The sequence below is a fragment of the Thalassospira sp. ER-Se-21-Dark genome (assembly GCF_017922435.1).
Taxonomy (GTDB): Bacteria; Pseudomonadota; Alphaproteobacteria; order Rhodospirillales; family Thalassospiraceae; genus Thalassospira.
The window spans coordinates 760,698-773,635 of record NZ_VDEZ01000001.1; the positions used below are offsets into that span (position 1 = coordinate 760,698).

The window sequence follows — 12,938 nt, forward strand, 5'->3', positions numbered from 1 at the left end:
TTATGCGTTCACAAAGTCTTTGATGGTCTGCAGGCAGATTTCCATTTCTTCCTTCGTACCGATAGAAATACGAAGCATCTGCGGCAGGCCATAGGCACCGATTTTGCGCGGGATCACGCCACGGGCCATCATGAAATCATTGGCAGCATCGGCGTTCTTGCCTTCTTCTGCCGGGAATTCAACGAGAACGAAGTTGCCATAGCTCGGATGTGCCTTAAGGCCCGAAATCGCGTTCACCTCGTCACGGAACCACGAAAGCGTCTCGGCATTGTGGCGCACGCACTCATTGACGAAGTCATCATCATCAAGGGCGGCGGCACCGGCTTCCTGTGTCGGCAGCGGCACGTTGAACGGGTTGCGCAGGCGTTGCAGCACATCGGCAATCGCCGGCGGCGCATAGCACCAGCCCAGACGGATACCCCCAAGACCATAGATCTTGGAAAATGTGCGGGTCATCACGGTGTTGTTGCCTGCTTTCACAAGTTCCTCACCGGCCGAATAATCTTCCTGACCGGTCATGAACTCGGCATAGGCCGCATCCACCACCAGAACGATGTCTTCACGCAGACCATCGCGCAGGCGCTTCATTTCGGCGTCCGAAATATAGGTGCCGGTCGGGTTGTTCGGGTTGGCAACAAACACGATCTTGGTTTTGTCCGTCACCGCCGCCAGCAGCGCATCAACATCGGTCGTCATGTTGGTTTCAGGCGCGGTTACCGGCGTCGCACCAACACCCATGGTCGCAATCGGATACATCAAAAAGCCGTGCTGCGAATACAGCACTTCATCACCCGGACCGGCATAGGCACGGATCAGAAGCGTCAGAAGTTCATCAGAACCGTTACCGCAGATAAGCTGATCAAATTCCAGGCCGTATTTCTCGGCCAGCTTGTGACGCAGAACGTCGCAACCGCCATCCGGATAACGATGCAAACGGGTTGCCGTGTTACGCAGGGCTTCCATGGCCTTGGGGCTCGGGCCAAGTGCGCCTTCGTTCGAAGACAATTTGATCACGCGCTGAGCACTGTCAGCACTGGATTTACCGCCTTTGTACGGCGCGATATCAAGAATTCCGGGGCGTGGGGTGGGCGCAGACATCAGGTATATTCTCCCTGGGGAAATTGCAGCCAGTCGCGGCTGCCAAGCATGTTTAACTCAGTGCGTCTTCGGCAAGCGGCACGGCATAGGCCCCCACCACCCGCAAACTTTCGGGGCGAAGGCCTTGCGCATCCAGTGTGCTCTGAAACGCATTGGTGCGATTACAAAAGAATCCCGGCACATCAACAAGCACAAAACGCCGATCCGTCGCCTCATCGTCAGAAAAGCCAAGGATTACCGATCCGTCGATGCCATCCGCAATTTTTTTGCGCACGGTATCCATCGAAATCTCTTTTGACAGGCTGACCACAAACAGAGTCCGGTCATCACCGCTGTCTTCAAGTTCAATGGCTGCCAGAACGAAACCCTCGGTATCTTCGCCGCGTCCAACCGGGCGACCGCCAAAGGGCAGTTTGGAAACCACACGCACCGGACTTTGCTCGCTCAGATGGACCCACCATGGCTGGGCCTCGCCCAATTGCGGTTTGGGAAACACACCAACTGCTGCCCGCCCGTCTTCAACGGCATTGAACGCTTCGCGCGGGGTATCAAATTCAATGATTTCGTTCAGGCACCCGAAATTCAGGCGCGCCAGTTCCCAGCAATCCAACCCGTCGGCATTGCGGCCAAGTGCCACCGTGTACGGCGCTTCAAGGCGGGTTCCGGCTGCGATCATTTCGCGCCAGATCTGGATCAGGGCGGTTTTGGGAAAGGCCCCTTCATGACGTTCAACAAGCGTGCGCATGATGCGGGCTTCACGGGCCGGGCGATAGGGCACCTTGACCTTGCCACCCGCCGCGATCATCCGGTCCTTGTAGGCCCCGACGGCCTGCACAACCTTTGTCCGGCGAATGATCAGCGATTGCAGCGCCTGATCGATCTCGTCGATCTCGCTGCGCAGCTCATCCAGGCCAAGATTTGCCAAATTTTTATCGTCAGACGCCATAATCTACTCTTCTTTTGAACGGCGCACAGTATTAGGACAGGGCCGCAGAAATGCAAAGAAAAGATTGACTAAACCCCGGTCTGCTTCATAGCTAGAGCAAGCGACTTTTCGCCAGATTTGGCTGCCGCCCCGTCGCGCAGCGCCAGTTTGGCTGAAAATCCATCACATAACAGGGATACCGACCTAATATGTCCACCGCGACCAACACACAAAAGCGCCCTCCGCTTCCGGGTCACCATATGGTGCTTGGCGAAACGGAAAAGCTGCGCCTTGATAGCGGTGTGGAATTCGGTCCGTTTACACTGGCCTATCAGACCTACGGCGAACTCAATGCCGATAAATCCAACGCGATTCTGGTCTGTCACGCCCTGACCGGGGATCAATATGTTGCCGATGACGTCCATCCGATCACCGGCAAGGAAGGCTGGTGGTCCGAAATCGTTGGCCCCGGCAAGATCATTGATACCAACAAGTATTTCGTCATCTGCAGCAACGTGATCGGCGGCTGCCTTGGCAGTACCGGGCCCAAGGAAATCAATCCGGCAACCGGCAAGCCATGGGGTCTTGATTTCCCGGTGATCACCATTGCCGATATGGTGCGTGCCCAAACCATGCTGATTGACGCGCTTGGCATCGACATGTTGTTTGCCGTCATTGGCGGGTCCATGGGCGGCATGCAGGTTCTTGAATGGTGTAAAAGCTATCCCGAACGGGTTTATGCCGCCGCCCCGATTGCGACCTCGTTCCGGCATTCGGCGCAAAATATCGCCTTCCATGAAGTCGGACGTCAGGCCGTCATGGCCGACCCGGACTGGTGCGGGGGCAATTACCTGCTCGAAGGCAAGAAACCGTCACGTGGCCTGGCTGTGGCGCGCATGACTGCGCACATCACCTATCTGTCGCAACCGGCCCTTCATCGCAAATTCGGGCGCAAGCTGCAAAACCGTGGTGCGATCACCTACAGCTTCGATCAGGATTTCCAGGTCGAAAGTTACCTGCGCCATCAGGGCAAAAGCTTCGTCGACCGCTTTGATGCCAACAGCTATCTCTATATCACCCGTGCGATGGATTATTTCGATCTGTCGCTTGAATATGACGGCCGGTTGGCCGAGGCGTTTCAGGGCTGCAAAACCCGGTTCTGCGTCATTTCGTTTTCCAGCGACTGGTGCTTTACCACCGCTGAAAGCCGGATTGTCGCGCATGCGCTCAACGCCGCATCGTGCAATGTCAGCTGTGTCGAGATCGAAAGCGACAAGGGCCATGATGCGTTCCTGCTTGATGAACCCGATTTCCACATGGTGCTGAGTGGCTTCATCGAAGGTGCCGCCGAAGGCCGGGGGCTGAAATAATCATGAATGAGACTTTGAACCCAAACAGCGCAGCAAACGTTGCGCATAGCGACCGCATCCGTGTTGACCTGCAACTGATTGCCGACATGATCGAACCGGGCACGCGCGTGCTTGATATCGGCTGCGGTGACGGCGAACTTCTGGGCTACCTCACCCGCACCAAAAAGGTTGATGGGCGGGGCCTTGAGCTTTCCAACGAAGGGGTGCGCAACTGTGTCGCACAGGGACTTCCGGTGATGCAGGGCGATGCGGATCGCGATCTGCGAGACTATCCGGACGGCGCGTTTGATTACGCCATCCTCAGCCAGACCTTGCAGGCAACCCAGCGCCCGAAAGAAGTGCTGTCGGAATTGCTGCGCATTGGTACCAAGGCGATTGTGTCCTTTCCGAATTTCGGCCATTGGCGCGCACGGTTTGATCTGATGTTCCGGGGCCGTATGCCGCAGAATCCCAACCTTCCGATCATGTGGTACGAGACGCCAAATATCCATTTCTGCACGGTTTTGGACTTCGTTGCGCTGTGTAAAGAAATGGATTTGACGATCGAACGGTCGATGGTTCTCAATGAAGCGGGATCGAAGCTCAGCCTCGGCAGCCAGACCCGGTTTTCCAACTTTTTGGGCAATCAGGCACTTTTCATGTTAAGCAAATAATCAGTCCGATTATTCATTTTTAGTGAATAGTCACCCCTGCCCGATCACAAACCGATCCCGTCCCCGTCTGAAATCTGATGCCCGATCGGGCAACTTCATCAGACGGGGCCGATATGACCAATTCAATCCTCATACAATTTGTTCGCCGTAGTTTTCTGATCGGCGCGATCCCCCTGCTTGCGGCCTGTTCCGAGAAGGCCGAGACGCTGAAACTTTCGGTCACCCAGTTTGGCAGCGCGACCGAGCAGGCGTTTGATCACTATGACGCGGCCTATAGCACGCAATTTGCCCCCTTCCCGAAATCCGACACGGCAAAGCGCAGCGCGTTTGTCACCAACATCACCGATTTCACCGGCACGATCACACCGGCCAATATCGATACCTTGCTTGATCCCGATGCGGTGAAGATCGACCCGAGTGTCGCGCGCCAGTGGCAGGACACGCTGAAAGGCCTGCGCAGCCAGTATCAGCAGTTTGTTGCGATTTTCGATAATATCGAAGCCGGATCGGCATTGGGTGCATCGGCGGTCACAAAATCCGGCCCCATATTGGAAAAACTGCGCACGCAGCTTGCCACCATCAGCGATGACTTCGCGCGCACCCCGCCGCAATTCCTGACCCGGCGCAGCGCCCTGATTGCCGAACTGAACCAGATCCGCACCAAGGACCACAACAATCCGGAGGCCGAAAGCCTGTTGATCGAGGCCTGGTGGCAGCAATGGAACAGCCTGATTGCGGCCGAACGCGCGATGCAGACAGATACCCTGCGCGCCTTTGTCACCGCCTCAGCCCTTGGCAACAGGTTGCAGGGACAGATCGATAACTATGCCAAGCTTGATGTCGGGTCGCTGATTAACGCGGTCGAAGACGGCATCAAACTTTCGAGCCAGATCGGCAAGCTGAGCCCGGCGGAACTGGTCACCCAAGGCACTGGCCTGCTTGAAACCGCCACCAACTAGACAAGAGGGAGACTGAACCATGAGCCAGACACTCGGCGCCCTGATTGCCGATGCACAGGAAGCCTATGCCACCGCGGCTGTGACCTATCAGGGGGCGACGATTGACCAGAAGGTCAAATCCAAACCGGCCCTTGATAAGGCCGCCAGCCAACTGGTCGCCCTTCAGGCCAAGCAGCTTGATGAAGCCAAGGAAGTCGATGCAGAGGACGAAGCGGCCATGACGCAATTGCGTCAGCAGGTCAATAATGCGGCGACCTTGCAAACCGGGCTGATGACACTGGTTGCGGTGCTGACGAAATTTATCTGATGGGCCGCTGTCGGGCAGTTATTTCCAGCGGTCGGCATCGGCATCATCGGATGCCTTTGCCGTCACCCACTTGTCGCCACCGTCCGGGGTTTCTTCGCGTTTCCAGAACGGCGCGCGGGTTTTCAGGAAATCCATGATGAAGTCGCAGGCCTCAAACGCGGCACGGCGATGGGCCGAGAGCACAATCACCAGAACGATGCGTTCACCGGGCAACATGCGGCCAAAGCGATGAATGATGCGAATATCATCGAGCGGCCAGCGATTGGCGGCCTCACCGGCGATCTTTTCAAGTTCGCGTTCGGTCATGCCCGGATAGTGATCAAGGGTGAGCGCCGAGACGTTTTCGCCACCATGAATATCACGTACCAGCCCGACAAAACTGACCGCCGCACCGATATCGGTACGCCCATTGGTCAGGGCCGCAAGTTCGACCCCGGGATCAAAATCATGTTGCTGAACAGAAACGCGTGACATGGTCGCCGTCCCGGTTTGCCGGATTACAAGAATTAATCGAGATGTTTCAGGCCGGTCCGCAGATAGATATAGCCGGTCTGAACCGTAACGATCCCGGCAATCCACAGCAGGATATCGCCAATCAGGATCGAGGGGATCATTTCAGGCGAGGCATCACCGACCAGAAGGAACCCGATGGCAAGAATCTGGGCCGTGGTTTTCCATTTGGCAAGGACCGTGACCGGCAAGGGCACTTTAATCTCGGCCAGATGTTCGCGCAGGCCCGAAACCATGATTTCGCGGCACATGATGATCACCGCGGGCAATACCGCCAAACCAGAAATGCGTTCAAAGGCCACCATCATCATCAATGCGGCAGCCACCAGAAGCTTGTCGGCAATCGGATCAAGGAACCGACCAAGTGGGGAGACGACATTCATCGAGCGCGCCAGATAGCCGTCAAAGAAATCGGTCACCCCGGCAAAGGCAAACAGCGCAAAGCCGATCCAGTTGCCAACCGGACCATTGATGTAAAACGACGCGATCAGCGCCGGGATTACGAAAATGCGCGACATGGTCAGCAGATTGGGAATCTGGTTCTTCATAAACAGGGCCTGTTTGACGGATTTTACGGCAATGACATCACGGCCCTGATGCGCAATCGCCCAAGGCCGCGCAATTATTAAAGACTTGAAGCACATACCACAAGGGCCGTGTTGATGACGGATTAGCGTCAGAACACGGCCCTTGCGATTTATCAACTCATCGCGTCGGCGCGATTATTCTGCCGCCGCCCCTGCCTCGGCCGGATGGGCGGATTTGCCGCGTCCGATGCTGAGCGCCTGATAGAGGATGATGGCAGCAAGGGTTGCCGTGCCGATCCCGCCCATGGCAAAGCCACCGAAATTGACCGTAAAGTCACCCGCACCAAAGATCAGCGTGATGCCCACCGTAAACAGGTTGCGCGGATCAGAGAAATCAACGCGGTTATCGACCCACAAACGGATCATGGCAGCAGCTATCAGGCCAAAGACCGCAACACCAAGGCCGCCCAGAACCGGGCCCGGAATGGTGTGCAGCAACGCGCCGAATTTAGGCGAGAAACCAAGCAGGATGGCAATAACGGCGGCAATGACAAAGATCAGGGTCGAAAACACGCGGGTTACGGCCATCACACCCATGTTTTCAACATAGGTGGTGACCCCGGTCCCGCCGCCCGATCCGGCCAGCATGGTTGCCAGACCATCGCCGACAAAACCACGGCCGATATAACGGTCCATGTTCTGTTTGGTCATGCCGCCAATCGCCTTGATATGACCGAGGTTTTCGGCCACCAGAATGAAGGCCACCGGCGCGATCAGGAACATGGCAGAACTTTCAAAGCGCGGCGCGACAAAGGATGGCATGCCAAACCAAGCGGCCTGGGAAAGTTCGGTAAAATCAATCGCCGGCATCAGGCCAAAGCCGTTGCCCAAAACCAGCACCAGCACATAGCCCGCCATAATCCCGATCAGAATGGAAATCCGACGCAGCGCAATCGGCGCATAGACCGAGACAAAGGCCACCGACAGCAGGGTCAGAAGAGCGACCAGCATATGCATGTTATCGCCCGTGATGCCATTGATCCCGACCGGGGCGAGGTTCAGGCCAATCGCCGCACCAACCGCACCCGTGACCGCAGGCGGCATCAGTTTTTCGACCCAGCCGGTGCCGGTTGCCATGACGATCAGGCCGATCACGACATACAGCGCGCCAGCAGCAATAATCCCGCCAAGCGCCCCGCCGATATCGGGGTTTGGTCCCGATCCGGCATACCCGGTGGCGGCAATGACGACCGCGATAAAGGCAAAGGACGAGCCCAGATAACTGGGCACACGGCCCGCCGTGCAGATGAAGAAGATCAGGGTACCGATACCGGAAAACAGGATCGCCAGATTGGGGTCAAACCCCATCAGAAGCGGCCCAAGGATGGTCGCACCCGACATGGCAACAAGATGCTGCAAGCCCATCGGGAACATCGCGCCCCACGGCAGACGTTGATCAGGCATGACTGTGGAAGACCGGGTCACAGACCAGGAAGGAAAATATCGCATGTATGGCAAGCCGATTATTTATGGACGTTTCGCGCGAAAATGCCCCGCCGGGCGGCAGGGCGTACCGGGTATCGCGCCACGGGCAGCAAAAAGCAAGATGCCATCCGATGCTTTTTTAGTCGTTGCTGTGGAAATGGTCGTAAATCTTGCGCGCCAAGGCGGCACTGATGCCATCGACGGCCTCAAGATCCGAGAGCCCGGCATCGGCAACCCCGCGGGCGGAACCGAAGTGATGGAGCAGCGCCTTTTTGCGCGCACCGCCGACACCGGGCACTGAGTCGAGCACGCTTTTGCCCATCTGTTTGCCGCGTTTGGCGCGGTGCGTGCCAATCGCCCAGCGGTGGGCTTCGTCGCGCAGGCGCTGGATGAAGTAAAGCACCGGGTCTTTCATATCGAGACGCACCGGGGCCTTGCCGGGGATGTGCAGCACTTCCTTGCCGGCATTACGATCGACACCCTTGGCAACACCGACCAGCATGACATCCTCGATCCCGAGGTCTTCGAGCACTTCGCGCGCCACGCCAAGCTGGCCCAAGCCACCATCAATCAGGCAGAGGTCGGGCCATGTGCCGTTTTCGCGGTCCGGGTCTTCTTTTTGGGCCCGGGCAAAGCGGCGCGTTAAGACTTCGCGCATCATGGCGAAGTCATCACCCGGCGCAATATCGCCCTTGATGTTGAATTTGCGATAGGCGTTTTTCATAAAGCCTTCGGGCCCGGCGACAATCATGCCGCCGACCATATTGGTCCCCTGGGTGTGGGAGTTATCGTAAACCTCGATCCGTTCCGGCGTGCCTTCGAGATCAAGCTTGTCAGCCAGGTCTTCAAGCAATTTGCGCTGTGTCGCGCTTTCAGCCAGACGGCGTCCCAGGGCATCCTTGGCATTGGTCAGGGCATGTTCGACCAGCTTGCGTTTGCCGCCGCGCTTGGGCACGAGCAATTCGATCTTGCGATCGTTATTGATGCCAAGCGCATTTTCGACCAGTTCCTGGCCTTCGATTTCATGCGACAGGAAGATCTGTTTGGGGGCCGGTTTATCGGCATAGAACTGCCCGACAAAGGCCGAGAGGATTTCAGGGATTTCGGCCGATTGTTCATGGCGCGGGAAATAGGACCGGTTGCCATAGTTCGAGCCCGAGCGGAAGAAGAACACCTGCACACAGCTTTGTCCGCCTTCCTGATGAAGGGCAATCACGTCGGCCTCTTCGACACCTTCGAGGTTGATGTCCTGATGGGAGCGGATCTGGCTGAGCGCACGGATGCGGTCGCGATACATCGCGGCCTGTTCGAATTCCATCTTTTCAGACGCATCCATCATGTCGGCTTCGAGTTGCTTGAGGATTTTCTGGCTGCGCCCGGTCAAAAAATCGCGGCAGATATCAACAAGCTCGTCATATTCCGGTTTGGAAATGCGATCGACACAAGGGGCCGCACAGCGTTTGATTTGATAAAGCAAGCACGGGCGCGAGCGGTTGGAAAACACCCCGTCGGTGCAAGAGCGCAGCAAAAAGGCGCGTTGCAGATGGTTGATGGTGTTATTGACTGCCCAGGCCGAGGCAAACGGGCCAAAGCAACTGCCATCCTTGGCGCGTGCGCCGCGATGTTTGACGATGCGCGGATAGTCGTGATCCTCGGTGATCAGGATATAGGGGAAGCTTTTGTCATCGCGCAGCAGGATGTTATAGCGCGGTTTGAGTTTCTTGATCAGGTTGGATTCAAGAAGGAGCGCCTCGGCCTCGGTATGGGTGGTGATGATTTCCATCTTCACCGTCTGGGCCACCATACGGGCAATGCGGATCGGCAATTGCATGATGCGGGTATAGGCGACCACGCGTTTCTTGAGGTTCTTGGCCTTGCCGACGTAAAGCACGCGTTCCTTGTCATCGATCATGCGATAGACGCCCGGTGATCCCGGCATGGTTTTCAGCGCATTTTTGATCGCCTCAACGCCCCTTGCCGCCCCGCCATCGATCTTGTCACCATCAAGCGACAAACCGATTTCCCGTTTCGGGGCATCATCCCCGGTCGGGTTTTCGGGGGAAACAGGTGGCTTCATCAAGGCACTCCAGATTTAAATAAAATACATTCAAAGTTGTGACAGCCGTCACAGGCAAACGCGATTTGAAACATAGCTGAAAAGATTAACATCGCAACCGCGCCATGGGGAATCGCCATGCCAAAAAAGATGTCCACCAAGACTGTGGATAACTATGTGGGTAATCGGGGGGTGACTTCCTGCACCCCTTGAGAGTCTTAACGTTCTATGAAGTGCACAATTATTGAGCAAAACAATTAAATTATTGATTTTAAACAATAAAAATACTGTCAACGTGAAATCATTCGGTAATAGAGTCGTAAAAAATGAATATTTTCCTTTGAATCATATTCGCCAGATGCTTGTGAATAAGCGCCATAGCGATTCGCGCCAGAGGAATCAAAGAGTCCCTTGGATTAGCCGTCTGGAAAAGTAAATTTTTTCGGGAAATCGCGTATCGATCAGCGCGCGATATTGTGGCGTTCGATTTCCACACCAACCGCAGCTGCATCTTCAAAAACGTCGAGCTTTTCAACCCTGACGATCACCTTGCGGACGCGCGGATCGGCAAGACACATGTCAGCGAGTTTTTCCCCAAGGGTTTCCACAAGGTTGGTGTGACCATCCTGGCAGATGCGGCGTGTGCCGACGACCAGATCCTCGTAGCTTAGCACGGTGGTGATATCATCATTCTGAACACCGTCGCCTTCGAGCACGGCAAGGTCGAGATTGATGCGCACGCGTTGCGGGGCTTCTTTTTCGTGTTCATAAACACCGATGGAGGTGTGAATGATCATGTCACGCACGAAGACACGGCGCAGGTTGCCTGCACGATCTGCATGGGGCACATCGGCAAAGGGCAATGTCGTAATTTTGGCATCCTGTTTAAGGCCTGCGGTCATATTCCGGTCTTCCTTGTGCTGCTTTCCTGTGCAGTTTGATCAACAGAACCACACATGTCCGGCCCGATGTCTGGCAGCGATTTAATGATCACTGCCGGGCATCATTCGTTGGGCGCATCTTCTTCGCCACTGGGCGCCCAATCGAGGTGCTGCCCGCCGTCAAGCGCTAACATTTGCCCGGTGATGGCCGGCGCGGCAAGGAAAAATCGAACCGCGTCGCAAATCTCTTGCGGGTTTGTCCCTATTTTCAGGGGTGTTTTTTCGCACTGCGCGTCGAAATCTTCCTGTGTTTGTCGGCTACTAGGCAGTGCCGGCCCCGGCCCGATGGCATTGACACGAATTTTTGGTGCAAGGGCCAGTGCCAGCGTCTGGGTCAGGGTCCAAAGCCCGGCTTTGGACAGGGTATAGGTCATGAAATGCGGGGTCAGGTTCCAGACACGCTGATCAATCAGGTTGAGGATCATGCCCTGACAGCCGTCTGGCAGATGCTTGGCAAATTGCTGCGAGAGGATAAACGGCGCGCGCAAATTGGTTTCCATATGCAGATCCCAGCTTTCGCGGGTTGCGGTTTGCACATCATCAAATTCAAAGGTCGAGGCGTTATTGATCAGAACCCCGATCGGGCCAAGTTGCCTGGTCGCATCGGCAACCAATTGATGGGTTGCATCCTCGTTGGTCAGATCGGCCGAAACGACGCAGGCCTTTTGGCCAAGGTCACGGACCTCGTTGGCGACAGCTTCGGCGTCTTGTTTCGAGCTGTTGCAATGAAGGGCGATGTCATAGCCGTTGCGCGCCAGATCCAGGGTCAATGCACGACCGATGCGTTTTGCCGCACCGGTGATCAGAACGGATTTCGGGAATTGACCTGTCATTGGTGCCTTGATCCTTCGCAAAGTGTGCGGACCGTCATGAGACAGACGGCCCGCGAACTGATTGAACAGATTAAACGCAATATGCTTTATGCTACGACAAGTTGGAAGACATAGACCAGATAGGCAATCACGAATGCAACGCCGGTGATGCGCGAAATCTTGCGCATGGCATAGGCAACACCGAGCAAACCCACGGTCACCGCCAGCATGATCCAGATGTCGGAATTCATGATCTGTTCAGGCACCGGGATCGGTGCGATCAGCGACACCCCGCCAATGATCACAAGCAGGTTCAAAAGGTTGGAGCCAAACACATTGCCCAGCGCCACATCGGAATGACCGCGGAAAGCGGCAACCACCGATGCGGCGAGTTCCGGAAGTGACGTGCCAAAGGCGACAAGGGTCAGGCCAATCACGGCTTCGGATACGCCAAACTGTCGGGCAACCGAAACCCCGCCTTCAACCAGCCACTCGGCGCCAAACATAAGCGCGACAATCCCGATGACGGTGGCGATGATCGGCCTGGTCCAGCCTTTGGGCTTTTCGCCGACTTCGTCGACTTCTTCTTCGTGCAGGTGGCTGGCCTCGCTCGGCGAATTTTTGTCGTGCTGATAGGTGAAGTACCAGATGGCCGCCAGCACACAAAGCATCACCGCCCCGGCCCAGCGTTCAATCACGCCAAACATGCAAAAGGCAATAAACAGGACCGTGCCCAGCAACATCGTGCCACCATCACGGACCACGGTGACCCGCGAGGCCGCAACGGGTTTCAGAAGCGCCACCGCACCGAGAATAAGCAGGATATTGGCAATGTTGGAGCCAACAACGTTGCCCATGGCGATATCGGCCGTGCCCTTGAGCGACGCATTGAGCGAGACGACAAATTCTGGCGCCGATGTCCCGGCGGCGACAATCGTCAGACCGACGATCACCTTGGAAACGCCCAGCAAAAGTGCAAGACCAACCGCCCCCCTTACGATGAATTCACCACCTGCTGTCAGCAATACAAGGCCCGCGATGATCTGAAGATAGGGGATTAGCTGTTCCAAAATATCTGCTCGTTTCAAAAGCGATTAAACCGGCCCTTTGTCGGGCCCGCGGAAGATGGCATTTGGCAGCGCGAATGGCAAGTCATCAGGCGGTGACAATTGCCACAGCACCTGATCGCAGGATTCCGTGGTGAATTTCGCAAATGCCGCAAATTTACCCACGACTGGCAGGGTTATTTTCGTTATCGTTGTAATCTCGTTATTTTCAGGGATTTAGGTCCTGAT

General features: G+C 56.0%; 12 protein-coding genes and 1 pseudogene. 4 read left to right on the forward strand and 9 right to left on the reverse strand.

Annotated elements, in window-relative coordinates:
* Both hisC and FHI25_RS03355 read right to left on the reverse strand, forming a co-directional pair.
* On the reverse strand, window positions 1–1,098 hold the full coding sequence (hisC, locus tag FHI25_RS03350; protein ID WP_008889145.1) for a histidinol-phosphate transaminase: 1,098 nt from the start codon (window positions 1,096–1,098) through the stop codon (window positions 1–3).
* Between the two features lie 52 nt (window positions 1,099–1,150).
* Window positions 1,151–2,044, reverse strand: coding sequence for a chorismate mutase (locus FHI25_RS03355; protein WP_210515106.1), 894 nt, complete (start codon window positions 2,042–2,044; stop codon window positions 1,151–1,153).
* A gap of 239 nt (window positions 2,045–2,283) precedes the next feature.
* On the opposite strand from FHI25_RS03355, the gene FHI25_RS03360 reads away from it, so the two are divergent.
* The 4 genes from FHI25_RS03360 (at window position 2,284) to FHI25_RS03375 (ending at window position 5,312) form a co-directional block, all read left to right on the forward strand.
* Window positions 2,284–3,393: a homoserine O-acetyltransferase gene (locus tag FHI25_RS03360; RefSeq protein ID WP_008889143.1), complete on the forward strand. Its 1,110-nt coding sequence runs from the start codon at window positions 2,284–2,286 to the stop codon at window positions 3,391–3,393.
* A gap of 2 nt (window positions 3,394–3,395) precedes the next feature.
* On the forward strand, window positions 3,396–4,046 hold the full coding sequence (gene metW, locus FHI25_RS03365) for a methionine biosynthesis protein MetW (RefSeq protein WP_064779873.1): 651 nt from the start codon (window positions 3,396–3,398) through the stop codon (window positions 4,044–4,046).
* A gap of 113 nt (window positions 4,047–4,159) precedes the next feature.
* On the forward strand, window positions 4,160–5,005 hold the full coding sequence (locus FHI25_RS03370; RefSeq protein WP_246878874.1) for a hypothetical protein: 846 nt from the start codon (window positions 4,160–4,162) through the stop codon (window positions 5,003–5,005).
* A 19-nt stretch (window positions 5,006–5,024) separates the two neighbouring features.
* On the forward strand, window positions 5,025–5,312 hold the full coding sequence (locus FHI25_RS03375) for a hypothetical protein (RefSeq protein WP_210515115.1): 288 nt from the start codon (window positions 5,025–5,027) through the stop codon (window positions 5,310–5,312).
* A gap of 18 nt (window positions 5,313–5,330) precedes the next feature.
* On the opposite strand, the gene FHI25_RS03380 is transcribed toward FHI25_RS03375, so the two are convergent.
* The 7 genes and pseudogenes from FHI25_RS03380 to FHI25_RS03410 form a co-directional block, all read right to left on the reverse strand.
* Window positions 5,331–5,786, reverse strand: coding sequence for a molybdenum cofactor biosynthesis protein MoaE (locus FHI25_RS03380; RefSeq protein WP_210515118.1), 456 nt, complete (start codon window positions 5,784–5,786; stop codon window positions 5,331–5,333).
* A 32-nt stretch (window positions 5,787–5,818) separates the two neighbouring features.
* On the reverse strand, window positions 5,819–6,370 hold the full coding sequence (pgsA, locus tag FHI25_RS03385; RefSeq protein WP_210515121.1) for a CDP-diacylglycerol--glycerol-3-phosphate 3-phosphatidyltransferase: 552 nt from the start codon (window positions 6,368–6,370) through the stop codon (window positions 5,819–5,821).
* 174 nt (window positions 6,371–6,544) lie between these two features.
* On the reverse strand, window positions 6,545–7,813 hold the full coding sequence (locus tag FHI25_RS03390) for a uracil-xanthine permease family protein (protein WP_246878875.1): 1,269 nt from the start codon (window positions 7,811–7,813) through the stop codon (window positions 6,545–6,547).
* Between the two features lie 160 nt (window positions 7,814–7,973).
* Window positions 7,974–9,809 (reverse strand): annotated as a pseudogene (gene uvrC, locus FHI25_RS03395) (excinuclease ABC subunit UvrC); the annotation flags it as partial.
* Window positions 9,810–10,351: 542 nt separating this feature from the next.
* Entirely contained in the window at window positions 10,352–10,792 is a 441-nt protein-coding gene (gene folB / locus FHI25_RS03400; RefSeq protein WP_008888328.1) for a dihydroneopterin aldolase, read from the reverse strand.
* A gap of 101 nt (window positions 10,793–10,893) precedes the next feature.
* On the reverse strand, window positions 10,894–11,664 hold the full coding sequence (locus FHI25_RS03405) for an SDR family oxidoreductase (protein ID WP_210515127.1): 771 nt from the start codon (window positions 11,662–11,664) through the stop codon (window positions 10,894–10,896).
* 86 nt (window positions 11,665–11,750) lie between these two features.
* Window positions 11,751–12,713: a calcium/sodium antiporter gene (locus FHI25_RS03410; RefSeq protein ID WP_063088525.1), complete on the reverse strand. Its 963-nt coding sequence runs from the start codon at window positions 12,711–12,713 to the stop codon at window positions 11,751–11,753.
* Window positions 12,714–12,938 lie beyond the last annotated feature (225 nt).

Coding starts and splice junctions, on each gene's coding strand:
- FHI25_RS03355 (WP_210515106.1), bottom strand. CDS start 2,044: ATGGCGTCTGACGATAAAAATTTGGCAAATCTTGGCCTGGATGAGCTG.
- metW (WP_064779873.1), top strand. CDS start 3,396: ATGAATGAGACTTTGAACCCAAACAGCGCAGCAAACGTTGCGCATAGC.
- hisC (WP_008889145.1), bottom strand. CDS start 1,098: ATGTCTGCGCCCACCCCACGCCCCGGAATTCTTGATATCGCGCCGTAC.
- FHI25_RS03360 (WP_008889143.1), top strand. CDS start 2,284: ATGGTGCTTGGCGAAACGGAAAAGCTGCGCCTTGATAGCGGTGTGGAA.
- FHI25_RS03370 (WP_246878874.1), top strand. CDS start 4,160: ATGACCAATTCAATCCTCATACAATTTGTTCGCCGTAGTTTTCTGATC.
- FHI25_RS03390 (WP_246878875.1), bottom strand. CDS start 7,813: ATGCCTGATCAACGTCTGCCGTGGGGCGCGATGTTCCCGATGGGCTTG.
- FHI25_RS03405 (WP_210515127.1), bottom strand. CDS start 11,664: ATGACAGGTCAATTCCCGAAATCCGTTCTGATCACCGGTGCGGCAAAA.
- pgsA (WP_210515121.1), bottom strand. CDS start 6,370: ATGAAGAACCAGATTCCCAATCTGCTGACCATGTCGCGCATTTTCGTA.
- folB (WP_008888328.1), bottom strand. CDS start 10,792: ATGACCGCAGGCCTTAAACAGGATGCCAAAATTACGACATTGCCCTTT.
- FHI25_RS03375 (WP_210515115.1), top strand. CDS start 5,025: ATGAGCCAGACACTCGGCGCCCTGATTGCCGATGCACAGGAAGCCTAT.
- FHI25_RS03380 (WP_210515118.1), bottom strand. CDS start 5,786: ATGTCACGCGTTTCTGTTCAGCAACATGATTTTGATCCCGGGGTCGAA.